The organism is bacterium, assembly GCA_030019025.1.
Lineage (GTDB): Bacteria > Hydrothermota > Hydrothermia > UBA1063 > UBA1063 > UBA1063.
Genome location: JASEFR010000004.1, coordinates 16,710 through 40,720, shown reverse-complemented (window position 1 = coordinate 40,720; position 24,011 = coordinate 16,710). Strand labels below are relative to the sequence as shown.

General features: G+C 38.7%; 18 protein-coding genes and 1 other RNA gene. 14 read left to right on the top strand and 5 right to left on the bottom strand.

What is annotated here, in order from left to right; translation table 11 throughout:
* Nucleotides 1–29: 29 nt before the first annotated feature.
* The 11 genes from QMD82_01775 to QMD82_01725 all read left to right on the top strand — a co-directional run bounded on the left by QMD82_01775 (nt 30) and on the right by QMD82_01725 (nt 15,446).
* Nucleotides 30–1,928, top strand: a complete 1,899-nt coding sequence (locus QMD82_01775; GenBank protein MDI6850653.1) for a DUF3857 domain-containing protein — start codon at nt 30–32, stop codon at nt 1,926–1,928.
* Between the two features lie 3 nt (nt 1,929–1,931).
* Nucleotides 1,932–3,671: a DUF3857 domain-containing protein gene (locus QMD82_01770; GenBank protein MDI6850652.1), complete on the top strand. Its 1,740-nt coding sequence runs from the start codon at nt 1,932–1,934 to the stop codon at nt 3,669–3,671.
* Between the two features lie 50 nt (nt 3,672–3,721).
* The gene (locus QMD82_01765; GenBank protein MDI6850651.1) at nt 3,722–4,042 is read left to right on the top strand and encodes a hypothetical protein; all 321 of its coding nucleotides are present in this window, start codon (nt 3,722–3,724) and stop codon (nt 4,040–4,042) included.
* 14 nt (nt 4,043–4,056) lie between these two features.
* The gene (locus tag QMD82_01760) at nt 4,057–5,379 is read left to right on the top strand and encodes a hypothetical protein (GenBank protein MDI6850650.1); all 1,323 of its coding nucleotides are present in this window, start codon (nt 4,057–4,059) and stop codon (nt 5,377–5,379) included.
* A 3-nt stretch (nt 5,380–5,382) separates the two neighbouring features.
* Nucleotides 5,383–6,696, top strand: coding sequence for a tRNA lysidine(34) synthetase TilS (gene tilS / locus QMD82_01755; GenBank protein ID MDI6850649.1), 1,314 nt, complete (start codon nt 5,383–5,385; stop codon nt 6,694–6,696).
* Nucleotides 6,665–7,222, top strand: a complete 558-nt coding sequence (gene hpt / locus QMD82_01750) for a hypoxanthine phosphoribosyltransferase (GenBank protein MDI6850648.1) — start codon at nt 6,665–6,667, stop codon at nt 7,220–7,222. Before tilS ends, hpt begins: the two co-directional genes overlap by 32 nt.
* The gene (gene ftsH, locus QMD82_01745; GenBank protein MDI6850647.1) at nt 7,212–9,026 is read left to right on the top strand and encodes an ATP-dependent zinc metalloprotease FtsH; all 1,815 of its coding nucleotides are present in this window, start codon (nt 7,212–7,214) and stop codon (nt 9,024–9,026) included. The genes hpt and ftsH overlap by 11 nt, the downstream gene beginning before the upstream one ends.
* Nucleotides 9,027–9,638: 612 nt before the next feature.
* Nucleotides 9,639–10,211, top strand: coding sequence for a TetR/AcrR family transcriptional regulator (locus tag QMD82_01740; protein MDI6850646.1), 573 nt, complete (start codon nt 9,639–9,641; stop codon nt 10,209–10,211).
* A 12-nt stretch (nt 10,212–10,223) separates the two neighbouring features.
* Nucleotides 10,224–11,540: a TolC family protein gene (locus QMD82_01735; protein MDI6850645.1), complete on the top strand. Its 1,317-nt coding sequence runs from the start codon at nt 10,224–10,226 to the stop codon at nt 11,538–11,540.
* 9 nt (nt 11,541–11,549) lie between these two features.
* The gene (locus QMD82_01730; protein ID MDI6850644.1) at nt 11,550–12,389 is read left to right on the top strand and encodes an efflux RND transporter periplasmic adaptor subunit; all 840 of its coding nucleotides are present in this window, start codon (nt 11,550–11,552) and stop codon (nt 12,387–12,389) included.
* Between the two features lie 3 nt (nt 12,390–12,392).
* Nucleotides 12,393–15,446: an efflux RND transporter permease subunit gene (locus QMD82_01725; GenBank protein MDI6850643.1), complete on the top strand. Its 3,054-nt coding sequence runs from the start codon at nt 12,393–12,395 to the stop codon at nt 15,444–15,446.
* 323 nt (nt 15,447–15,769) lie between these two features.
* On the opposite strand, the gene ssrA is transcribed toward QMD82_01725, so the two are convergent.
* Nucleotides 15,770–16,119: a transfer-messenger RNA gene (gene ssrA, locus QMD82_01720) on the bottom strand.
* 538 nt (nt 16,120–16,657) lie between these two features.
* Between ssrA and QMD82_01715 the strand changes: the two genes are divergently transcribed.
* The 3 genes from QMD82_01715 to nadD are packed head-to-tail and all read left to right on the top strand — an operon-like array spanning nt 16,658 to nt 19,175.
* Nucleotides 16,658–17,827: an MFS transporter gene (locus QMD82_01715; GenBank protein MDI6850642.1), complete on the top strand. Its 1,170-nt coding sequence runs from the start codon at nt 16,658–16,660 to the stop codon at nt 17,825–17,827.
* A gap of 38 nt (nt 17,828–17,865) precedes the next feature.
* Nucleotides 17,866–18,612, top strand: a complete 747-nt coding sequence (gene bamD / locus QMD82_01710) for an outer membrane protein assembly factor BamD (GenBank protein ID MDI6850641.1) — start codon at nt 17,866–17,868, stop codon at nt 18,610–18,612.
* Nucleotides 18,600–19,175 carry a nicotinate (nicotinamide) nucleotide adenylyltransferase gene (gene nadD, locus QMD82_01705; protein MDI6850640.1) on the top strand — a complete coding sequence of 192 codons (576 nt, stop codon included), beginning with the start codon at nt 18,600–18,602 and terminating at the stop codon, nt 19,173–19,175. The genes bamD and nadD overlap by 13 nt, the downstream gene beginning before the upstream one ends.
* On the opposite strand, the gene QMD82_01700 is transcribed toward nadD, so the two are convergent.
* The 4 genes from QMD82_01700 to QMD82_01685 form a co-directional block, all read right to left on the bottom strand.
* Nucleotides 19,172–20,932 (bottom strand): DegV family protein, encoded by a 1,761-nt coding sequence (locus tag QMD82_01700; protein MDI6850639.1) that lies wholly within the window; start codon nt 20,930–20,932, stop codon nt 19,172–19,174. The genes nadD and QMD82_01700 overlap by 4 nt on opposite strands.
* A 19-nt stretch (nt 20,933–20,951) precedes the next feature.
* On the bottom strand, nt 20,952–22,433 hold the full coding sequence (gene murJ / locus QMD82_01695) for a murein biosynthesis integral membrane protein MurJ (protein MDI6850638.1): 1,482 nt from the start codon (nt 22,431–22,433) through the stop codon (nt 20,952–20,954).
* Nucleotides 22,434–22,678: 245 nt separating this feature from the next.
* Nucleotides 22,679–22,804, bottom strand: a complete 126-nt coding sequence (locus QMD82_01690) for a hypothetical protein (GenBank protein ID MDI6850637.1) — start codon at nt 22,802–22,804, stop codon at nt 22,679–22,681.
* Nucleotides 22,805–22,817: 13 nt separating this feature from the next.
* On the bottom strand, nt 22,818–24,002 hold the full coding sequence (locus tag QMD82_01685) for an aminotransferase class I/II-fold pyridoxal phosphate-dependent enzyme (protein ID MDI6850636.1): 1,185 nt from the start codon (nt 24,000–24,002) through the stop codon (nt 22,818–22,820).
* Nucleotides 24,003–24,011: the final 9 nt, after the last annotated feature.

The following is a 24,011-nucleotide window of genomic DNA, read 5'->3' as shown; positions in this document are numbered from 1 at the left end:
TGCTTAATTAACTCTGTGAGGCCTTTACAATGTTAAAAGTAATCGTAGCTTTTTTAGTTTTTGGGAGATTTGAATATATTGTGGAACTCGATTCCACTTATGAAGCATACTACGAAAGTGGGATTAGTGAGAGGTTTGAATACAGACGCATTAAAGTTTTAGGTGACGAAATCCCCGAAGAATTGAGGGCTTTAGAAGTCACTTATACCCCCTACTACAATACCGCAGATTTTGAGTTTGTGAGGATTGTAAGGGGTAGGGACACATTGTATCTTGATACAGAGGATGTTGTTGACGTTCTTGCCCCACCTGACCTTGGAGGTACCATTTTTTGGGGTGAAAGGAAGAAAGTTCTTGAGATTAAGGATTTGAGAAAAGGAGATATCCTTGAGAGTAAGGTCAAAAAATACGGAGGAAACTGGCTTGGGCCTACGGGAGAAGAAAAATACAAGACACCTTATCCAGGATATTTTAATCAGATAGTCCTTTTTGGTGAAACGGTTCCGGTTAAGAAAAAGTTATACTTGTTAGAAGAAATAGCAGAAAAGCCCATTAAATTTGGAATTTTCAATGGAAAAATCAAACACCGCATCATAACAAAGGACGGAAAAAAGATTCACATGTTTTATTCTAAAAATATAAAGCCTTACAAGGTAGAATCTCTCTCACCTTCAATATACGATTTTGTGCCAAAGCTCATCGTCACCAACATTCCTTCTTGGAAGGAGATGTCTCGCATCGAATTCCAGAGAGCAGAACCAAATGTTACACCTGATGAAACGATAAAAAAATTTGCAGACAGTCTTTGTTCAGGCATTATTGATGACGATGAAAAAATTAGGAGGCTTTTTTATTTTGTGGCAGATGAAATTCGGTATCTTGGACTTATTGAATCCGAAATGGAGGGCTACGAGCCTCACCCTGCCTGGCTAACTCTACAGAAAAGATCGGGAGTTTGTAAAGATAAAGCAGCGTTATTAGTAGCTCTTTTAAGAGCAAAGGGCTTTAAAGCCTATTATGCAACCACTGCTGTTGGCATGAGAGTGGAAAACATTCCTGCGGACCAAACGAATCACGCTATTGTAGTATTGGAGAGAGGAAAGGATTATGAATTTCTTGATCCTACCATTGGGGCTGGTGGAAGAGACCTTTTACCTGCATCGGAAGGAGGCCAATCGGTTTTAGTATCAAGGGCAGAGGGAGATACTTTGAGAACCATTCCAGTTTCGACACCGGAAAAGAATAAAGTCTCAATTTACGTTTATACAACTTTATTGGGCGACACTGTTTACTTTAGCTATTTGATGAATTTTAATGGGGCTTTTGATCAGAGACTTCGCAGAGTTGCGCAGAGTGGAAGGCGTAGAGTTGAAAGCTTCCTTCACGATATATTGAGTGGGGTTTATTCAGGCATTGTGGTAATTGATTCCATCAGGTTTACAGATCCCAAGGATTATTCTGAATACTTTAGGATTCGGGTTTCAGGTAGAGTATTAAAGGCTGTTATTAATACTCCAGATTTCAAACTTTACAGGCCTGTTAGTTCTAAACTTGCTTCAAGTTTTGCTTATTTTCTGAGACATTTGAATTCTAAAAGAGAACTGGATTTGGTGATTTCTTTCCCTCAGTCCTACGAGGTAAAAGAGTTTGTTCCACTTGCTAAGGTTGTAGAACCTTTTAAAAATCATGTGAGGCTCGGCAAAGAACAAGCTTACATTTTTGAATTTGAAGCAGGAGGTATTGTAGACCAAGTACAGAATGTTGGAAACTTTTTAAACACAGAAGAAAGCGGTGGTTGGTTTAGTTTTTCAACTTCTCTCGTGTTCAGCAAGAAGAAATATTCTTCCACAGAGGCCGAATCAATGTTTAGGGATTATCAAAGCTTTCAAGGAAACGAGAATTTGTGGTTACCTTTAAAAGGAGAATAAGATATGTTATTCCTTTCAATATTGCTGTTCGGACAATTTTTCGCAGGTAAAGGCGATCTGGTAAAATTGAGTTATAAGGAATACAAGCTTGATGATAGTTTACTAATTGTTAAGGAAGAGCGAAAAATTCTTATTAGAACTGAAGAGGCAAGAGAGGATTTGGGTACCATAATCTTCCCTTACGACGATTCAACGGAAACTGTTGAAGTCCTTTATGCTCGCACAATTACCCCTGAAGGTGACACCGTAAATGTAACAGAGAACGCGATAAACAGGGTAGCAGACCCATTAGTTGACACTTATCCTTTTCTGAAAAATAGAAAAGAGCTTCACATTTCATTCCTATCTATCAAGCTGGGTTCAACTATTGAATATTCCGTAGAAAGAAGAATAAGGAACTTCGATTATGTGGATGGAATTGAATATTTTAGAACCACTATCCCTATTGAATACAGCAGGCTGGTTTTTTATTTTCCACAAAAGTCGAGTTTAAGGTTTTATAAAGGTAATACCGAAGTTTGCAACTTTTCTGAAAGCTTAAGGGATTCGGCAGATTATAAAGTTTACGAAATTGAATTTAAAAATGTTCCAGAAATCGTTATAAACGAATGGGGTGGACTTCCACCTCGTCATTTAATCTCGCCTTTCGTAATGTTTACCACGTTTCCTTCGTGGGATTCTCTGATACGCTATTTTTCACTACATTATAGAAAACTTGAGACAATAAAACCTCAGAAATCGGACCTAAATAAACTGAGGGAGCTGAGTAAAAGGATAATTTCCCCAGAGAGGGAAGATCTTAAAATTCAGGGTTATGTTCCCTTAGATAGAGATCGTTCTGCTTCTCTCTATGCGATGACTTATCCAGAAAAGGTTTTAAGGATCATTTCTTCCTTTGAAGGCCTCTCTTTAGCCTTGGTTCTACGATATGGGTGTGATACACTTCATTTAATTCCCTCGTTGTCTGCGATAGAAAATATAATTCTCTATGATGGGATCAAATTTCTATTCCCTTTCCAGGGTGAAGAAAAGGTGATGAGTATCCCTTACGAAGGCCACGTTGCAATCGTGCTTTCTCCTGATTTGAAAACTTATTCCGTTGAGCAAATAGGTTTTAGGGATGTACTTTCAGATACACTTTTTATTGATATACCGAGAAAGTTAATTTCATTTTCAAAATGGGTCCCATCAAGTAGGCTGCTCAAATCCTATTCTTGGTCAAGGGAAAGCGGAGAGGATTTTGAGGATGTAGAAAAATTCATTTCACGTTCAAAGTTTTCCATCTATGGTATAATTAAAAGTTTTACAGCATCTTTAAAATATAGGGGTGTGGTTGATAAACCCTATTTTATATCAGGCAGAGTCAGGTATAAGTCTATCGGGTCACGGATAGGAAAATATTGGATTTTTTATATTCCCGAGATGCTAAAAATTGAACCAGAGCTATTTAAAAATGGATACTATCTGAATCGTATGGATGCGCCTAAGAAGGATGTTTGCTTCATAATCAAACTGCCTAAAGGCTACACGGTGAAATATGTACCTCAACCGGTATCTTATGAGGACGATAAGGTGTCTTTGATGAGGGATGTGGAGTATGAAAGTGGCTGCGTAATAATAAAACAGAGTATGGCTTTTTTGAAGAGATATTTTAAATACGAAGATTTAGTAAAAATGGCTCATAGGCCTGAGGTTTCTAATTTAACATCACCTCAAGTGATTATTTTTGAGCGTAAACATTGAATTTGAGAAAATTTAGCATTACAATTATTTTGCTATCAGAGGAGTAGGAAATGAGTGGCGTGCCGATAGAGAGAATTATTGAAGAGTTTAATAAAAAAAACGGTGTAAAATTGAAAGTAGAGTCTTTTACTGTAGATAGTTACCGCTTAAAAGTGAATTTTTGCAGTACAGGTAATCGTAACGTCAATAACTTTGACGAAGAGATTGTTGAATTCGGGAATTTTCTGAGCATTCACTCAGGAATAGACTACGACCTTATTAGACTTTACAGATTGGGAAACGGTCGGTTTGTTGGAGTTTTTTGTCCCGATAGTGATAGGATGAAAGAAGTTGTTGATTTCGGATTTGAACCTTTTGACATGCTTTTATGAATTCGAGTTTATTATTGGCTCTTTTTTTAAGTTTTTCATTCTATGATCCCATTTTTCTTAAAGATTACTCCGTTGAGTTTCTGGAGCTAAGGAAAAGCTATATAAAGAGAGGTTCAGACACTTATGTCTGGACTTTTGCCGATACTTCTGATGAAAGACCCTTCATAAAATTTAGCCCGAGCCTGAAATTAATTAACATAACAAAAGGTAGAGTAAATTATACCAATAGTTACATTAATTTTGCTTTCGATGCCGGCGTTTCTTTTGACCAATTTCAGGTTTATACTAAGGTTAACTTTTTCAATTTTGTGACACCATACAAATTTCAATTTTATGAACCTCTGGCTGATAACAGGTACAACCTTTATAGTTTTGATGAACAGCCTGTTATCGGTGGAACCAGTCTTTTTGATATAAACGTTGAAAAGGCATATATTCGGTATTCTACGAAAAATTTTGAAATTCTCGTAGGTAGAAACAATGTGATGTTAGGGGAGGCGCTTCTTTTTAGTGGACTTTGTTATCCCTTAGACCATTTATATCGTCTAAGTTTTAGTTTCAGCAAGTTCAAAGTTGTTACTGCTTTTGCAGTTACACAGGATACTTTCCCTGAGAAGACTATCTCATATCAGACCTTAGAATGGAAACCTTTAGACAATTTAACGGTGACCTTTTATGAAGCGGTATCCCACACAGGCGAAGATTATTTCAAATACTTTAATCCTATTTCCCTCTATTACGAAAGGCAAAGGAGGGGGATTTCCAATTCGGACAACCTCTTAGGGGGCCTCGCTGTGAGGTTTGATGTTAAAGAACGAGTGAGTTTATTTTTTGATTTTCTAAATGATGACTTTATTGTTTTTCAAGGTGGAACAAGCAAATACGGTATTTGTGTCGGTTTAGAAACATCAGTGGATTTTTATTCCTTTTTGAGATTTTCTTTTGTAGCAATCCCCCGTTTTACTTACACCCATGTATCTGATACCAACGCATGGCAGATTATGGGCTTACCTCTTGGTTACCCAAGGGGAAATGACCTTCTGGATTTATATTTGAGTTATTTCAGAAAGTTGAAAAATGATGGCTACCTTGTTATTAGGGTTGCTCAGCTCAATAAAGGTGAGGGAACTCTGAAAGAACACTGGGAGAATAGTGGATATCCGAAAAATATGCCTTTTCCATCCGGACAGGTCGAAAGGGAGTTGTTTACAATGCTTGGCTACAAGAAAAAGAGAATTTACACTGGTCTTTTTACAGATTGGAAATACAACAGGTCTTTTGCTACCTTTGGTGTGTTCATTTATTTCAAAGATAATGTATTCAAGGTTGTCTTTTAGTTAATGGATCCTGTCCTTCTCGAAAAATTTATTAAAGCGGTGAAGAAGTACAACATGATTGTGGAAGGAGATAGGTTACTGGTTGGCTTTTCTGGTGGTCCTGACTCGGTTTTTCTTGTTGAAATACTAAGGGCTGTGGAGAGTTATTTTGGAATAACCTTCAGTTGTTTGCATATTAATCATATGCTTAGGGGGGAAGAGTCCTACCGAGATGAAGTTTTTTGTAAAAGATTTTGCGAAGAGAGGAAAATAGAATTGTTCGTAGAGAGGGTTGATGTGAGGAGTTTAAAAAGAGAGGAAGAATCAATTGAAGAGGTTGCCAGAAGGGTGAGATATGAAAAATATGAGGATTATTTGCAAAGGTATGGCTTTAACAAAGTAGTTCTTGCCCACACTGCTTCCGATTCCGTTGAAACTTTTCTTATCAATCTTTTAAGAGGCACGGGGATTATGGGCCTTAAGGGAATTCCACCGGTGCGCGGAAAAATAATCCGGCCACTAATATATATTACACGGAAGGAAATAGAGAATTATCTCGGTTCTAAAGGAGTTTCTTATGTGATAGATTCATCCAATCTTGATACCAAATTTTTGCGTAATCGTATAAGATTAGAACTTTTGCCATATTTGGAAGAGATAAGACCGGGTGCCTTTGACAAAATAAGGGAAACCAGTGAAATCATGGTGGATTTTGCTGGTTTTCTCGAAACGGAGCTGGAAAGGATGGAAAAGGAGGTTCTTAAAAATGCTTTCTCCTGGGCGATTTTAATTGATTGTTCGAAGTTTAGAAATTATCATTATTTACTGCAAAAACTTTTAATTCAGCGGAGGTTAAATTTGACCTATAAAGATGTTGAAAGTATTGAGAATTTAATTGTAACGAAGAAATCCGGAAAAGTTAAAGGATTTCAAGTGTTTAGTAGCAAAGAAGAGGTCTTTATAGCTCCTGAGAATAAAACTTTTTCGGAAGTTCAAGTTAGTTTGGAAAATTTGCCCTTAACAGTAGAAGAATTAAATCTCATGGTAAAGCCTTCTGAGAAATTTTCTGAAAACCTCTTTGTGATGGGATTTACTGAGGATGATTTCCCGGTTAAACTCAGAACCTGGAGACCGGGGGATATTTATATGGGTAAGAAACTTTCCGATCTTTTTGGCTCCAGAAGGATTAATGTCTGGAAGAGGAGATATTACCCAGTTTTTGAAAGTAAAGGGCAAATTGTTTGGGTTCCCGGTTTTAGAATGGATAAAGTAAGAGGTGAAATCTTCTTGGAGGTAAGAAAAATTGATGAGGGAAAATACTGGATTTTTGATAACTGAAGAGCAGATAAAGGACAGGGTGAGGGAAATTGCCTCGCAAATAAAAAGGGACTATCAAGGCACTGTTCCAATTCTCGTTGGGGTTTTGAAAGGGTCTTTTATTTTCCTTGCTGATTTAATAAGAGAACTGAGTGACATGGATGTGGAAATCGATTTTCTTTCCGTTTCGAGTTATGGAAAATCTACAAAGACTTCGGGAATTGTGAAAATTTTGAAAGATTTATCCATTTCAATAGAGGGAAGGGATGTGATCCTTGTTGAGGATATATGCGACAGTGGGTTAACTTTAAAGTATCTGGTCGAATTACTTGATGGTAGAAAGCCAAGGAGTCTCAGAGTTTGCGTTTTGTTGGATAAAAAAGAAAAAAGGCTGGTGGATATAAAGTTGGGTTATGTAGGCTTTGAAGTACCTGACAGGTTTCTCGTTGGATATGGCCTTGACTACGCAGAAAGATACAGGAATCTCCCTTATATAAGGGAGCTTTTGCCAGAAGAGATAAAAGAGGTGGAAAATAATGAAAAGTGACATTTTAAGAAATTTAGTTGTTTGGATATTAATTTTTTTAGTGTTTTTAACCCTATACAACTACCTTTCTTCAGAAAAGGGTGTGGCACAAATATCCTATACTGACTTTTATACTCAAGTAGAGCAGGGTAATGTCTCGCAAGTTCTCATTTCGGGAAAAAGTGTGGAAGGTCTGTTTCGGGAACCTCAGAAATTTGAAAACAAAGAATATTTAAGATTTAAACTGACGTTGCCTTTCGAAGATCCAGAGCTGATAAGGCTTCTTGCATCAAAGAAGGTTCAGGTCTACTCAAAAGAGAAGAGTCTTGCGTGGAATTTGATAATTGGCTCAATTCCATGGCTTCTTATGCTTGCCTTTTTCTGGTTTTTCTTTTTCAGGCAGATAAATGCAAGCCAAAGAGAAGCAATTAGATTTGGAAAGAGCAGGGTTAAGGTTCTAAAGGAGTCAAAACCCCAGGTAACTTTTAACGATGTTGCAGGTTGTGACGAAGCCAAAGTAGAGCTCCAAGAGATTATTGAATTCCTAAAAAATCCTCATAAATTTTCAAGGATTGGTGCGAGGATTCCCAAAGGAGTTTTACTTATAGGGCCTCCAGGTACTGGTAAGACTTTACTTGCTAAGGCAGTGGCTGGCGAGGCTGGAGTTCCATTCCTCTCTATTTCTGGTTCTGAATTCGTAGAGCTTTTTGTTGGTGTTGGTGCTGCAAGGGTTAGGGATCTTTTTGAGCAGGGCAAAGCCAATGCACCATGCATAATATTTATAGATGAAATTGATGCTGTGGGAAGGCTCAGAGGAGCAGGTCTTGGCGGTGGGCACGACGAAAGAGAGCAGACTCTTAACCAACTTCTTGTGGAAATGGATGGCTTTGACTCGTCTGAAGGTATAATAGTAATGGCCGCTACCAATAGACCCGATATTCTTGATCCTGCCCTTCTAAGACCTGGTAGATTTGACCGCAGAATTTATGTACCAATACCGGATGTGAAAGGGAGGGAGGAAATATTAAAAATACATAGCCGAAAGATTCCTCTTGGACCTGATGTGGATCTTAAGGTAATAGCGCAATCAACGCCAGGGTTTACTGGTGCTGATCTTGCTAATCTTGTGAACGAAGCTGCCCTTCTTGCCGCAAGGAAAAACAAGCAAGTTGTTGAAATGCAGGATTTTGAAGAAGCAAAGGACAAGCTAATAATGGGGATTGCACGAAGGAGTATGGTGATTTCTGAAGAGGAAAAGAAGCGTATAGCCTATCATGAAACAGGTCATGCTCTTGTTGCCAAGTTTTTACCGGGTGCCGATCCAGTTCATAAGGTTACTATTATTCCACATGGAAGAGCTCTTGGAGCCACCCAATCGCTTCCCAGTGAGGACAAATATCTCTATACCAAATCCTACATTTTAACTCAACTATCTGTCCTTTTGGGAGGACGTGCAGCAGAACTTCTTATATTTAATGAAGAGTCTACTGGGGCAGCTGATGACTTGGCAAAAGCTACTGAGATTGCAAGAAGGATGGTTACTGATTGGGGAATGTCGGAAAAGTTAGGTCCCGTGACCCTTGGAAAGGAGGAAGAGGAAGTCTTTCTTGGAAGGGAACTTGGAGTTCGAAAATATTACTCCGAGGAGACTGCTCGATTAATTGATAATGAGATCAAGGAAATCGTGAAAAATGCCTTTGATAAAGCTTTTGAAATTTTAAAAGCCCAAATTGACCTTCTCCATAGGGTTGCCAACTATCTATTGGAAAAAGAGACCATTACAGGTCAGGAGCTGGACGAGCTAATTAGCCAGAGTGCTATTTAATTATTAGATAGAGTGTAAAAGCCAATTTTTGCGTCTAATTTAATATTCGCAGTTTGCAAATGGTGTCTATGTGGTTTGCTTGTGATATTATTCTAATTTCTTGTGGGGCTTATTTTGCGTGCCGTAAACTAGTACCTGCCTTTATTTTACAACCTTTGTGTATTTCCCTAAGCTACATACCTCTTATTTAACGTTACCCTATGCATTCTAATTTTACATTTTACTTAACAATGTAGGCTTTTTGAGCTTTTACAACTTTTTGTTTTTTTTGCGCTAAAGCCTTTCCTCTGCAATGTTCTTTCTAAATAATGTTTCATTAATTGTGTTTGGTTGTATTTGGAAATTATAACTTTTTAATTTCTTCTTCGCCCCATAATGCTATTTACCTATAAATTTTTGAGCTTACCATCAAAATACCTTCATCTCTCTTATCTTCATGCTTTTCGTATTGATACAACTGACAAAGTTCAGCTTTTCAATTCCGTTCGTTCTAAATTCACTTTTTTTACTCATATCTTTGAGTTAGCTGCAACATTTTAAATTGAACTTGACTTTTCATTCTGCTAAACTGTTAATTATGACTGACTGGTCAGTCATAAGGAGTTGAAAAATATGGAAACAAGAGAAAAGATTCTAATTGCAGCAAGGGATGTCTTTGGTAAAAAGGGTTTTTATGAGACAAAGATGGAAGACATCGTAAGAGAGGCTGGAGTTGCAAAGGGTACTCTTTATCTTTATTTCCAATCTAAGGAAGAACTTTACCAGTGCCTCATAAAGGAAGGTATCAAGTACTTTAGTAGCAGGATCAAGGAGACCATAGAAGTTGAGGAATCCTTAGAAGGTAAAATAAGGGCGCTATTAAAAACCCTTGTTTTACTCATTGAAGAAAACAAAGATTTCATTATTCGAATGGTCTATGAAATCCCTTTGGTAAATTTATGGAATGACAAGCTTAAGAACGCAATCCTTGAGGAGCAGAAAGAGTTCACCGAGTTTCTGAAAAATTTGTTTGAAAGTGCGTTAAAAAAGGGGCTTATTTATGAAGGTGACGTAAATATTTTGTCGAGTGCATTTTTAGGAATGGTTATGAGGCCAATCTTTAATAGTTTTATTAACGGCACTATGTCAGAGGATGTTGAAGAGGAAGTATTTCAAATCGTTAAAAGGGCATTTTTGAAAAATTAAAAGGAGCGGGTTATGGTTACCTTGATATTTTTACTAATTTCGTTAAGTGATACACTCTATCTTACCCAAAATGATGCAGTGGCAATTGGACTTCAGAAGAGTCCACTTTTGCAGGCTTCAATGGCTCAGGTTGAGGTTGCAAGATCTCAGAAAATGCAGGCGCGTTCGGTTTTCTTTCCACAGGTCAAAATTGATGCAAGTTACAGAAGAGTTTCCATCATTCAGGAGATGAAGAGTTTCCATCTGGATAGTCTTGTGATGACACCCTCTGGTGCCTTTATTCCCGTTGGGCACACTGTGTCTATTCCCTTTGGCCAAAAGGATAACTATAATATCAATATTGGTGTAAGTCAGGCTGTTTTTACTTGGGGTACTCTCGTAAGAACATACAAAATTGCTGCGTTAAACCTGCGTGATAAAATTCTCTCAGATTCTGTAAATTCAGAAAATTTGGCCTTTCAGATAAAACAGCTTTACAGCTACGCGCTGGTACTCAGGGAATTTGTTAGCCTATCTAAAAAGGTGGATGAGGAGCTTCTTGAGCACTATGAAACCACCAAGAGAAAATACTCCGTTGGAACCGCTACGGAAGTTGAGCTTCTCCAAGCGGAAGCAAAGTATAAAAATAACAAAATTCAGATAATGGATGCCGAGAGGTCTTATAGGGATGTTCTTGACATATTGAGGTTGATAATGGGAATTTCTGACTCTGTTGAAATTATCCTTGTGGATTCCCTTGTAATTGATACCGCTTATATTGAGAGCCTTGTTGCCTCAAACCTAAACTTGGATTCCAGATATGATCTAAGAAGCCTTTCTTTGAAGGAGAAAATCTTGGAGTTATCTATGAAAAATTATTCTGCATCTAATCTTCCGACGGTCTTTTATTCTTTCAACTATTTGATGCAAAAGCCCTTTGGATTTGAGAATATTTGGAAAGACTACTGGGCTTTCACGGTGGGAGTGTCTTTCCCTCTCTTTGACGGATTAAAGAGTAATTATCAAATGAAGGAAGCATATTATCAGAAGAAGGCGCTTTCATATACCATTGCACACCAGAGAAATGCAGCTGTTCTTGAATTTGAAAAGGCAAAAAGAAACTTGGTGTTGGCTCTTGAAAAGTATGAAGTTCAAAAAGAAAACCTGCGTGTAGCTGAGGCTCTTTACAATACCGTAAAGACTCAGTATGAGATGGGCTTTGCCACGCAACTCGACTTTGTCGATGCAGAAACCAATTATTTTTCGCAGAGGACTTTGCTTTTACAATCTTTGGCAGATTGTATTTTTAAAGCCATGGAAGTCGAAAAAGCCTTAAAAGGTATAAAATAGGAGGTTGCAATGAAAGCTCTTAAAAAGGTTGTGATGTTCTTGATAGCTTCAGGAGGCCTTTTTGCACAAAACGAAACTCAAAGAAAGTTTCTTGTGGAGGCAGATAAGGTTATTAGGGGAGGAATTGAAGAGTATATCTACACTTTCGGAAGAGTAACGGGACTGGAAGAGGCACCAGTTTTTCCGATGATGCCAGGAAGAGTTGTAAGTGTCTTAAAGAACGAAGGCGATATAGTAAAGAAAGGTGAGGTAATTGCCCTTCTCGATAGAGAGATTCCCGGTGTGAAAACGGAGTACCTCCAAATTACTGCGCCTATTGATGGAATTATTGCTCTGATAAATGGGAAAGTAGGACAAATGGCTCTGCAAAACCAACCGTTTGCATATATTGTATCTGAACAACAGGCTATTGAAGTAGGTCTCTCGTCCGAGGATTTGAAAAGGGTTCAGGTTGGAGCAGTGGCTTATGCTGTAAACAGGGATAGAGTGGTTCCTGGAAAGGTAGTTGCAAGATCTAAGGGTCTTGATCCTATGAGTTTCACAGGGAAAGCAAGAATAGCATTAAATGAGAGTGTCTTTGAGTACGGTTCAGTTGTTAAAGTAAAAATTGTAGTTAGAAGAAAATCCCAGGTATTAATTGTTCCGGAGACTGCCCTTGTTCAGAAGGGCAATAAAACCGTCGTTTACGTAGTCCAGAACAATACTGTGAGGGAAGTACCGGTGGAAGTTGGTATTGTGAGTGAACGTAGAGCTGAAGTGAAAGGCAATCTCAAACCGGGGGACCTTGTTGTAACATTGGGAGCTGAAGGTCTTTATGATGGAGCCTTAGTGGAAATCGGAGGAAAATAAACTATGATTAAGTTCTCTGTAAGGCATCCCGTAACGATTTTAATGTTTATAGGCGTACTGCTGGTCCTGGGAGTTGTTTCACTGTCAAGGATGGGACTTGACCTTTTACCTCAGATGACGTACCCTGCAGTTACGGTTGTTACTAGTTATGAGAATGTTGCGCCGGAGGACATTGAACAATTGATCACCAAACCCATAGAGAGCGTTGTTTCCACGGTTTCGGGTGTCAAAAAGGTTACTTCTCAGTCAATAGAAGGTGCTTCAGTGGTTATTGCTGAATTTGAATGGGGTACAAATCTGGATTTTGCTGCACAGGAGGTTAGAGATAAAATCGGACTTATAGAGAGGTATTTATCCGCAGATGTTCAAAAACCGATTGTTTTCAAGTTTGATGCTTCAATGATGCCTGTTGCTCGCTACATTGCGACTTCAGATAGATACACCTTAACCCAACTTAAAAAACTTCTTGAAAATGATATTAAACCCTATCTTGAAAGGGTTGAAGGTGTAGCAACGGTTGATGTAATAGGTGGAAGGGAGATAGAGTACTGGGTTGAAGTGGAAGTACCAAAACTTCTTGAAGCAGGTGTTTCTTTTAGTCAGATTTCTCAGATGTTGCAACTCAACAATTTTAATTTTCCATCAGGTAGGGTTGATGTAAGGCATAAAACCCTCTTGATCAGGACGGTAGGAGAATACAGCAATATAAGGGACTTGGAAAATCAAGTGGTTGGTTTCAGAAAAAACGGACTCCCTGTATTTCTTAAAGATGTGGCAAAAGTATACGCAACAGAGTCGGAAAGATTAGGGTTTGCAAAGAATTTCAAGGACGAAGCAATAATTGTTTCAGTTTATAAGAGGTCCGGTGCAAATACCGTTCAGGTGGTACAGCGCGTTGATAGAGCAGTTAAAAGGATTGGTCAGTGGTATAAGGACGTGGATCTACAAAAAGGTTTTGACCAAGCCCGTTTTATAACCAAATCTGCTTCGGAGACAATAAATAGTGGAATAATCGGCGCTATACTGGCTGCGATAATGATTTTTCTTTTCCTCATAGACTTGAGACCTACTCTTGTCATTAGTCTGGCAATACCTCTTTCCGTGATTATATCTTTTACGGTTCTTTACTTTCTTGGATATTCGTTAAATATGATGACTCTTGCGGGAATAGCGCTTGGGGTAGGAATGCTGGTGGATGCTGCGGTTGTTGTTGTTGAGAATATTTTCAGACATGAGGAACAAGGAGAAGATAGGTATAATGCAGCGATTAATGGTGCGGAGGAAGTTTGGACAGCTATATCAGCTTCAACTTTGACCAATATTGTGGTGTTTCTTCCTCTTATTTACATTGGAGGAATGATAGGACAGTTTACAAAGCCTCTGGCAATAACGGTTACGGTTACACTTTTGGCGTCTCTTCTTGTAGCTGTGACCATAATACCTGTTATGACTTCAAGCTATATTACCCAGGCTGTAGCCCTAAAGGAGATGAGGAAACGCTATTGGTTTACCCCGTTAAGGGATTTATACCATAAAATATTGACCCGATTTGTTTTGCCAAAGAGGGGGATTATTTTAGTAGGTACCGTAATTCTCTTCATCGTCTCTATACCTATTTTAAAGTTCATTGATAGGGAGTTTGTGCCATCGATGGACATGGGTACAGCAATAATTTCCATTGAACTCCCCCCGGCGACCAATCTTCAAGAAACAGAACACTATGTGGATCAGCTCGTAGATATAGCAAAGGAGTATCCAGAGGTTGAGAGGGTAATGGCCACAGGTGGTTTGTCAAGTGGTATGATGTTTGGTACTTCTCAGGGTAGCAATACCGCCACTTTAATGATTCGTCTTGTGGATGCGGCAAAGAGGAAAAAAAGTGCAATGCAAGTTGCAAACGAAATTTTGCAAAAAACTCCGGTTTATCAAGGGGCTACTGTAAAATCTATGGACCTTGTTAATACTCTCTTTTTCGGTGGTGCGGGGAAACCCGTGGAAATTTCCATTTATGGTAAAGATCTGGAAGAACTCCTTTCCCTTGCAAATACAGTGGCCGATGAAATTGGGAAAATTAAGGGTATTGAAGGTGTAGAGCTTTCTTTTAAAAAGGCAAAACCTGAGTTGAGAATTAACATTTTGAGAGATAAGGCTGCATATTTTGGACTTACTCCAATACAGATTCAGAGGGAGCTTCAAATTGCATTTCAGGGAGTAACTACTACAAAACTGAGGTTAAGGGGGAAGGATTATGACCTCGTTTTAAAGGCAGATACCAGCTATTTGAAAGAGAGTGTGGAGAAACTTTTCTACTTTCCTATAATAACTCCGACGGGGGCTGTAATACCTCTAAAGGAGATAGCTGAATTTTCTTACGATTTAGGTGCTGTACAGATAGATCATGAAAATCAGTCAAGGGTGATAAAGGTTCTTGCCGATATACAGGGAAGAAAGAAGAGTGAGGTATTTTCTGAAATCAGAGATAGATTATTCAAAATTTCATTACCAGAAGGATATAGCCTCCAGATAAAAGGAGAATTTGAGCAAGTTCAGGATATGGTTAAGAATCTTGGAATCTCGATTTTTGCTGCTATCCTTCTTGTTTACATGATTCTGGCAGCCCAACTTGAGTCATTAAGAGATCCGATTATAATTATGCTGACTATTCCCCTTGCATTTGTCGGGTCCATTTGGGCTTTATTTATTACTGGAACTACGATTTCAGTACCATCTATGGTTGGTGTACTAATTCTCGTAGGTGTTGTGGTAAACCAAGCGATTGTTATGTTAACCTTTTACAAAGAGCTTAGGGAGAAAGGTGTTGATCCACTGGAAGCGGTGATTCAAGGTTCCGTTACAAGGCTAAGACCTGTTCTTATTACCAACCTCACCACGATTTTTGGTCTTATTCCAATGGCTCTTTCAGGACACACTGAAGGTGGTGCTTTGAGGCAACCTCTGGCTGTTGCTATGATCGGCGGGCTTGTAGCCTCTACAATAATGGCTTTTTTGGTTGTGCCAGTGATTTATACCTATTTTGAGAAGATACGGACGAGGTAAGAAAAAGCTAAGGCAGTTTAAAAGGCGAGGAGAGCTGATTATCGGGATTCGTGGTGGTCCCGCAGAGCGGGACCACCACGAATTTTTAGCAGTCTAATTCTATAAGAGGACTCTTATTGGTCGAAATTCTTGTAGACAGTTTTGCCAAAACATATCGGCCCTTTCTCGGTTTATCCAAAAAAAAATTACAATGATGTTTAAATTTGTAAATGAGGATACTTGAGGGGTTCAAAAAATATTACTTAAAAATTCTCATTTGTTTGAAAAAGACTCGCTAAAATTTCTTTGTCAAAAAGGTATAATTCCAAAATTCCGAATAAGACTGGTGGAGGTGGCGGGAATTGAACCCGCGTCCAGGGGCCTTGAACCATAGAGCCCTACATGCTTAGCCTGTCTTTGTTTTTCTCCCTCTTGCACCGACAGGCAGGTGCTTTGAGGGATAGCCTTCTATGCTCTCGACCCAAACCCTGAAGGCATGGGTTTGAGTCCAGCTCCTGTCTATCACGCCCTCTTTTCGGGCAGGAGCACCCCGAAAAGGGACGGCTGCTTTAATTAAGCAGCGTATGCGTAGTTGTAGTTGGCAGTTGTTTTTTGTGGCCTTATTAACGAGGTGGCCACACCCCGGCATGCGCTCTATGATTCAATTCGGCCCTGTCGAATCCAATACACCCCCTTGAGAAAGAGCAAGTATATTATAACTACATTATTCTGAAAAGTAAATAGTGCAGGTGTTCCTCAAAAGAAGGGAGTTTTAAAACAGTAACAAATATACATTCTTTATTTCATTAGAAATAAGCTACAACCAATAGTTCCAATGTTTTAAAATTATACAGCTTGGATATTGGATTTTCAATAAACCGGTGTTTCGTAAAATAATCTACTTGAAATGGTTAAGTCTCCTCAAAAATTCAGGTAAAGAAAAAGGTGACCATACTGCATCCTTATGAACTATAGAGTGAGGATATGCAGAAGTCGTTCAATTCCCAAAGATAAAGGAGGAGAAATCCCATAATTAGCAGATTAAAGAGACTATTCAGATTGAGAGATGGTTTTATTAAAAAAAGAGTCGTGAGAAGTAGTAAAATTAACGCATGTGATAATCGGGTTACAAAAAGAGTTGGATAGGGCCTATAACAAAAAAAGGAGCCCGAAATGAAAGGACCTTATTTAAATTAGTTCTCAATACGAACAATTTGCTTTAAAATTACAACGTGAAGAAACAGACAGCAGTAAAACTATATAGCCTTGCAATTATTCGAGGATTGCAATCCGCAAGTTATGCAATCAGTATCCCGTTTTTGAGTATCTATCTTTACAATGAGCGTGGTGTTCCAATGAGCCTTGTTGGCACTATCATTGGATTTGCTTCTGTATTGGGGTCTTTTTTAAGATTTTATGCGGGTAGGCTTTCTGATACACTGCCTACGGATACCGTAATGAAACTCGGCCTGTTTTTAAGGGCGTCAGGCTTTTTGGGTTTTTCGATTTTGATTTTACTCAACGCAAATCCTCTATTATTTTTCTTTTTCTTTTTTTTAAATTCAGGCGGGGCCAGCTTTTTTATGTCGGCTTCCGATGTTTTCGTTGCCAAAAATATTAATGAACCGGATAGGCCCTTTGCTTACAGCGTTATAAGGGTTGGGGGGAATCTGGGTTTTGCAATTGGCCCCTCCATTGGTGGATTTATTTCACGCTTTTCTTATCCCCTGACTTTTTTTGCATCCTTTTTACTTCAAGTAATTTGTATTTTCCTTGTAATATATCTTGTATCCTCCGGAGAGGAAAGAAAAAACGTGGGGCTTACAAAGGAAATTTCCTTCGGCGAAGTGCTTAAAAACAAAAATTTTATGTTGTTTATTGCTGGTACCTTCGTTCTTTCGCTCCTCATGGGTCAGCTCATTTCAACCCTATCTGTATATGCAAAGCATAAAGGTCTGGATAACGTTCAAATTGGTTACTTGTACAGTATCAATGGTTTTATGGTAGTTTTCTTTCAGATGATTATTATTAAAGTCGTGGATTATCTGGGTTACAAAAAGGGGTTGATTTTGGGCTCTCTTCTTTATTCCATGGGTTACTTTTATTTTGCTTTTTCCCATAATTTTACCAACTTTGCAATTGGAGTCATAGTTCTCACCGCAGGAGAAATGTTGGCTATGCCCCTTTTGACCACTATAACCTCAGCTATGGCTCCAGAGGATAAGAGGGGATTGTATATAGGTGTTCTCGGGTTTATAGAGGGGCTTTCCTGGGCAGTAGCACCTTTTATTGGCGGGGTTTTAATTGATGTCTTTTTAAAAACTCCTGTTCTTATATGGGGGACCGTCGCATCTTTTGGAGTTATATCCAGTCTCATATTTATGAAAGTAAGGTTTAATTGACGCGTACTTTCCTTTATAATTCAGAAAAAGGAGAAGTTATGAAGAGAGCGGTTTTTATATTATTGCTGTTTTCTTTATCCTGCCAAGCAAGGAAAGCTAAGGCTCCGGAAACTTCAGACTCTTTATTTAGCAGAGCTATGGAATATTTTCAAAAGGGGAAGTATAGTCGGTCTGCTGAGCTTTTCAAGGAATTTGTGTTTAAATATCCTCTCAGCGACAGTGTGGATTTTGCACAATACTACCTTGCGAAAAGTTACAAAAATGCTAAAAACTACGATGATGCAATAACCGAGTATCTCTTTCTGATCAATACCTTTCCAACCAGTGAGTATGTTGCTAATTCTTATCTGGAGTTGGCAGAATGCTATTTGGAAAAAAGTAAAACCATTTCAAGGGATACAGAGTCCATTAATGAAGCGAGGAGATACATTGAGGAATTTAAAAACCGTTTCCCTGATAATTCCCAGGTTGAAAAAGCCAAAGAACTTGAAAAGATGCTTTACAGAAGAAAAGGTCTTAAATACTTATACATTGCTGAAACTTATTTAAGGATAGGACATCCGAAAGCGGCTGATGTATACATCAATTTGGTTTTTGAAGAGTTTCCCGACGATGATAGTCTTGTTACTGCGGCAAAATTACTTAAAGTGAGAAGTTATTTATTAAAAAAGGAGTGTGATTCGGCAAAAGTACTTTTTGCCGAAATTAATGGTACAAAAGATAAGGCCTTTCAAAATGGGATAAATAAAATAGTCAAAGAAATTGAAAAGAAATGCGAAAAATAGGTATTTTTGGTGGTGCCTTTGATCCCGTGCACGTTGGCCATGTTATCCTTGCTCGGGATGTATGGGAAAATGTTGAGCTGGACAAAATTCTCTTTTTGGTGAACTACAAGCCACCCCATAAGGAAGTCTATGCTCCCTTTGAAGACCGGTTTAATATGGTAAAACTTGCGGTTGAGGGGGTTGAATATTTTGAAGCCTCAGATTTTGAAGCCATAGAAAATATTGTACCATCCTATACAGTGAATGTGCTTGAAAGACTTAAGGATAAGCTTAAGGATGCCGAATTTTTTTTAATTCTCGGTGCAGATCAGTACCAGGCTTTGCCGTCTTGGTATAATTATAAGAGACTTTTTGAAATGGTTAATTTTATTGTGTTAAAAAGACCCAACTGTTCGCTAAAAGCGATTAATACCGAAAAGGTTATCTTTCTGGATGAAAGGCTGATTGATATTTCCTCCACCGAAATAAGGGAGAGGATTAGACAGGGCAAGAGTATAAGATACCTTGTCCCCGAGGCAGTTTCTCACTACATAATTGAAAGAGGCTTATACCTGCAGGTCTAAAAGACCGGTAAGGCTATAAGACCATAGGCTCCTGGTCCAACGTGAATTGAAAGTAAAGGCCCTGCCTCGTTCACTATTAGTTTCCTGACAGAAAATTCCGATCTCACAAAGGTCTCCAGTCTTTCAGCAAACTTGCTTTTCCCCACATATGCAATACCAAAGTCATAAGTCTGGAAAGGATTAAGTTGTTTTTTTGCCATTTTGATTATCTTCTCGAATGCCTTTTTCTCCCCCATTGCGGTTCCGATGTTTTCAAGTTCGCCATCGGGGTTAACAACAATTAAAGGTTTTATGTTAAAAAACTCGGCAATTCCACCTTTTAGATTAGAAATTCTTCCTGATCTCATAAGATATTTGACGGTTTTTAGTGTCAGAATGAATAAGGATTTTTTCTGAACCTTTCTTAGATATTCTAAGATATTCTCAATGTTATAACCTTCTTCAAACTTTTCGAGTGCTCTTAATGCGAGGAGCGTTGTCCCAAGAGATGCCATTTTTCCATCAAAAAGGTACACGTTAGGGTACTTTGAGCTCACTATCCTTATAGCGTTGTATGTCCCGGATAGTTTAGCGCTTAGAGTAATTATCACCACTTTTTCATACTTTGAGAGGGCCTCTTTTATTGTTCTTTCAATGGAAATAGGGTCGGGCTGGGAAGTGGTCATATAAGTTTTGCCTTCTATTAGCAATTCAAGAACTTGCTTTTTATCTATGTCAATTCCTTCAAGATACGTTTTCCCATCCATGATAAGTTGAAGTGGAATAATATTTATTCCATGCTCCTGAGCAATGTCTAACGGAATGTCTGCTGTTGAATCGACTATTACGCCAAACTCTTTTTTCCGAGCCTTTCTATTCATTTCAATCATGTCGTCGATCTTATGCTTCAATATAGTTCCCTTTTGTTTTAGAACTTCAAATACCTTTTGGGGCCAGTTAGTATGTATATGGATTTTGAATAATCCACCGGCACCTGCAATTAAAAGTGAGCTACCCAGTGCTCCAAGAACAAGGGCCAATTTTTTCTTGTCGAGTCCATCACTCTTGATAACTGCTTCTGTGCAATATCGGTGTTCTATGTGCTCTTCTTCTATAATTTTCAAAGTTTCTTTCGAAGGGACTTTGTGTAGTTCTATTTTACCCGTATTTATGTACTCTACTATGCCTTTTAAAATCAAGACAAATCCATAGGCTCCAGAATCTACGACGCCTTTCTCTTTAAGCTTTGGAAGAAGTTCAGGGGTTTTGCTTAAGGAGTTTTCCGCCTTTTTAAGAAGCAGTTTCAAGAATTTGATAAAGTTTTTCTCCTTTTCAGAAATTTCAACGGCATATTCTGCGACTTCCCTTATTACTGTTATTATAGTTCCTTCAACGGGCTTTTCTAAGGAGTCGTAAACGGCATTCGTAGCATATTTAAGTGCTTCGGCGAATTCAGAAGTGGTAACACTCTCTTTACCTTTCAGGGCCTCAGCAAATCCAGTAAAGAATTGAGATACGATTGTACCCGAGTTGCCTTTGGCTGTAAAAAGGATTGCTTCTGAGAATCTTCTTACTACTTCGCACAATTTGAGACTTGAAGATTCCATGAGGACATTAATTCCACCTGCTAAAGTCTCTGCGAGGTTTGTGCCAGTGTCTCCGTCTGGTACAGGAAAGACATTGATCCTATTTAATTCATCCTTTAGGTCCTGAACTTTAATAATTCCCGCAAGCAAAGCCTTTCTCAATTCTTTAGCACGTAATTTTGTCACATCCATAGTGTTATTATTTTAAATGCTATTCATCAGATTTTTTAATACCCTTTATTTCCGGTAGAAAATTCCAGAGGTAGGCAATTAATAGAAATAGTGCTGTGTAGCTGATGAATCCAAGTGTTAGCCTTGCAAGGAGGTTTCTTGTAAGGATTAAATGACAGGGTAAAACTGAAATTACACTTGCAATGACTACCTTAATTATTTTCCTAAGGTATTCTGGGAGAATTGGATTATCCTTTGATACCATTGCGGTCAAAAAGAGAGCTTGAATTAAGGTGCCTGCAGATACGGCAAGGGCAAGGGCTGGAAAGTCTATTATTCTGGAAAGTGTGATTGCTATTGCAATGTTTACAATAGTACCCAAAATCACGCTTATGTTTGGAATCTTTATTTCTCCTCTTGAAAAGTAGTAGTTCAGGAATATTTTTGAAGTCCCTATGGCAAAAACATGAGGAGTGTAAAAGATCAGAGCCTGAGCTGTTTGGAGGGTGTCGAGATGGGTGAAAGCACCTCTCTGGAAGAGTACCTGAACAATTTCACCTGAATAGAAAATTATGAAAATTGAGGAAGGCAATGTTAGAAATACAGCATAAAAGAAAGACTTCCACAGAGCTTCCCTCATTTCGCTGTTTTTCGCAACAAGTCTGGAAAAAGAAGGCATTGAGACCGTCTGAAGGCCAACTGCGAAAAGACCTACTGGAACCTGCATGATGCGGTAGGCATAAGTCAAATAAGAAACGGAACCTTCTCTTAAAAAGGTGGCTATTAGTGTATTGATAAAGGGGGCAATTTTAGAAAAACCAACACTTATGAAAACGGGAATAAGCAGTTTCCCAAAATCCTTTAAGTAGGGATGGTGAAAGTTGAAGGTAATTTTAGGTAAAACCTGGTGTACTTTAAGTCTCTGCGACAGGTATAGTAGCTGTAGCAAACCGCCGAATAGAACAGAATACCCAAGAATGGTGGCATATTCTTCTTCCGGAAGAAAGTATTTTGAAGCGATTATAATGATGATAATTCCAAGATCAAATAAAGCAGGGGAGAGTGCAGGGTGAAAGAACTCGTTCTTTGAATTCAGTATCGCTTGAAAAAGGGCAGAGATAGAAACAAGGATGAGGTAAGGGAAAGTGATTCTCGTAACTTCAACGGTTTTGTTAAATTTTTCGGGAATGCTGGTAAAACCATAGGCAGTTATAAGTACGATCTGTTTCGAGAAAATGATGCCAAGTGTAGCAATTATAAGAGATGCAAGGAGGAAAATTGTAAAAATCAAGTTTAAAAAGTGTTCAGGGTCTTCCTTTTTTTCCAAAGCCTTTACGTAATTTGGCACAAAGGCGGTTTGCATAACATTTTCTGCCAGCATATCCCTTAGGAAATTAGGGATCCTGAAAGCTATGTTAAAGATGTCAGCAAATCTTCCAGCTCCGACCAAAAATGCTATTGATGCATCCCTTATAAACCCAAGGATTCGTGAAACAAAAGTTGCAATTGAAAATTGTAAAATGGATTTAAACTTAATGGCTACTCTCCTTTAAGAATTTGTTTACTGGTCGAAACGCCCTCTCTAAAGTTTCCCATCTCGGTATTCTATTATCTTTCATTTTTGCCTATTCCTAACACGCTCTGGTTTTTAGGTAGACTGTTGTTTTTTTTCACACCAAAGATTGTTACGTCACCCACAACCAAGTTTTTGCTTATGTATCCACATTCTTTATATAAGAGAGGAGCGGGATTTAGCCATAGCATCCTTTATGTAATCCTGTCCCGAATGGGAATCTCAACTTTATGTTGCGATTTCCTATTCAGATCAAAGAAAATTAAACCTGCTTTCACTACGTTGGCTCTTGCGCCTATATCTAAGGATAATTCGGACATAAAAAGAAAATTTTCACGATATGATACCGAGTTCCTTTCCAGCCTTTTTAAAGGCATCCAAGGCTCTTTCCAGTTGCTCTATGGTGTGGGTTGCCATAATGCTTGTTCTTATAAGCTGTCTGCCTGGTGGTACCGCTGGAGTGATTACCGGATTTGTATAGACTCCGTATTCCATTAGTTTTTTCCAGAGCATGAAAGTTTTCATATCATCACCGATTATGATTGGCACAATTGGAGTTTGTGTCTCACCGATGTCAAAGCCAAGGCTTTTCAATCCTTCATGCCAGAACTTGGTGTTCCTCCATAGATTTTCTCTTCTTTCATGGTCAGTTTTTATAATTTCCAGTGCAGCTCGTGCGGCTGCCACCTGACCGGGAGCTAATGCTGCGCTAAAAATCATAGGCCTTGCAAAATGTTTAATGTATTCAATTACCTTTGCGTCTCCCGCTACAAATCCACCTATTGACGCAAAGGATTTACTAAAAGTTGACATTATTAAGTCCACTTTCTCTATGAGTCCAAAGTGTTCTGCGGTTCCTGCGCCCGTTTTACCCAGAACTCCAACTGAATGGGCGTCATCTACCATAAGTCTTGCTCCATACTTTTCCTTAAGTTTAACAAGCTCGGGTAAATTGGCGATATCTCCTTCCATGCTGAAAATGCCGTCCACAACGATTAGAATGCCTCTGTCTTCAGGAATTGCCTTCAATATTCTCTCTAAATGTTCCATATCATTGTGCTTAAACCTCAAAACGTGTGCATGGCCGAGTCTTGTCCCATCTACAATGCTTGCGTGGTCCCACTTGTCAAGAATGACTACATCATTCTTTCCAAGAAGGGCAGACATAATTCCGAGGTTTGTCTGATACCCGGTGCTGAAAACCAGTGCCCTTTCTTTACCGACAAATTTTGCCAGCTCTTCTTCAAGTTCTTCATGAATATCAAGGGTGCCGTTTAAAAATCTTGAACCGCAGCTTCCTGTTCCATATTTTTCAATAGCTTCCTGCGCCTTTTTCTTTACGTAAGGATGGGTAGTAAGTCCCAGATAATTGTTGGACCCAAGCATTACAAGGGGCTTTCCATCCACCACCACCTCAGTATCTTCTGCGGAGGCAACGGGATGGAAGTAAGGGTAGTATCCTAATTGCTTTGCTTTCTCCGCCTCCTCGAATTCATAGCATTTTTTAAATATGTCCATTGTTGAACC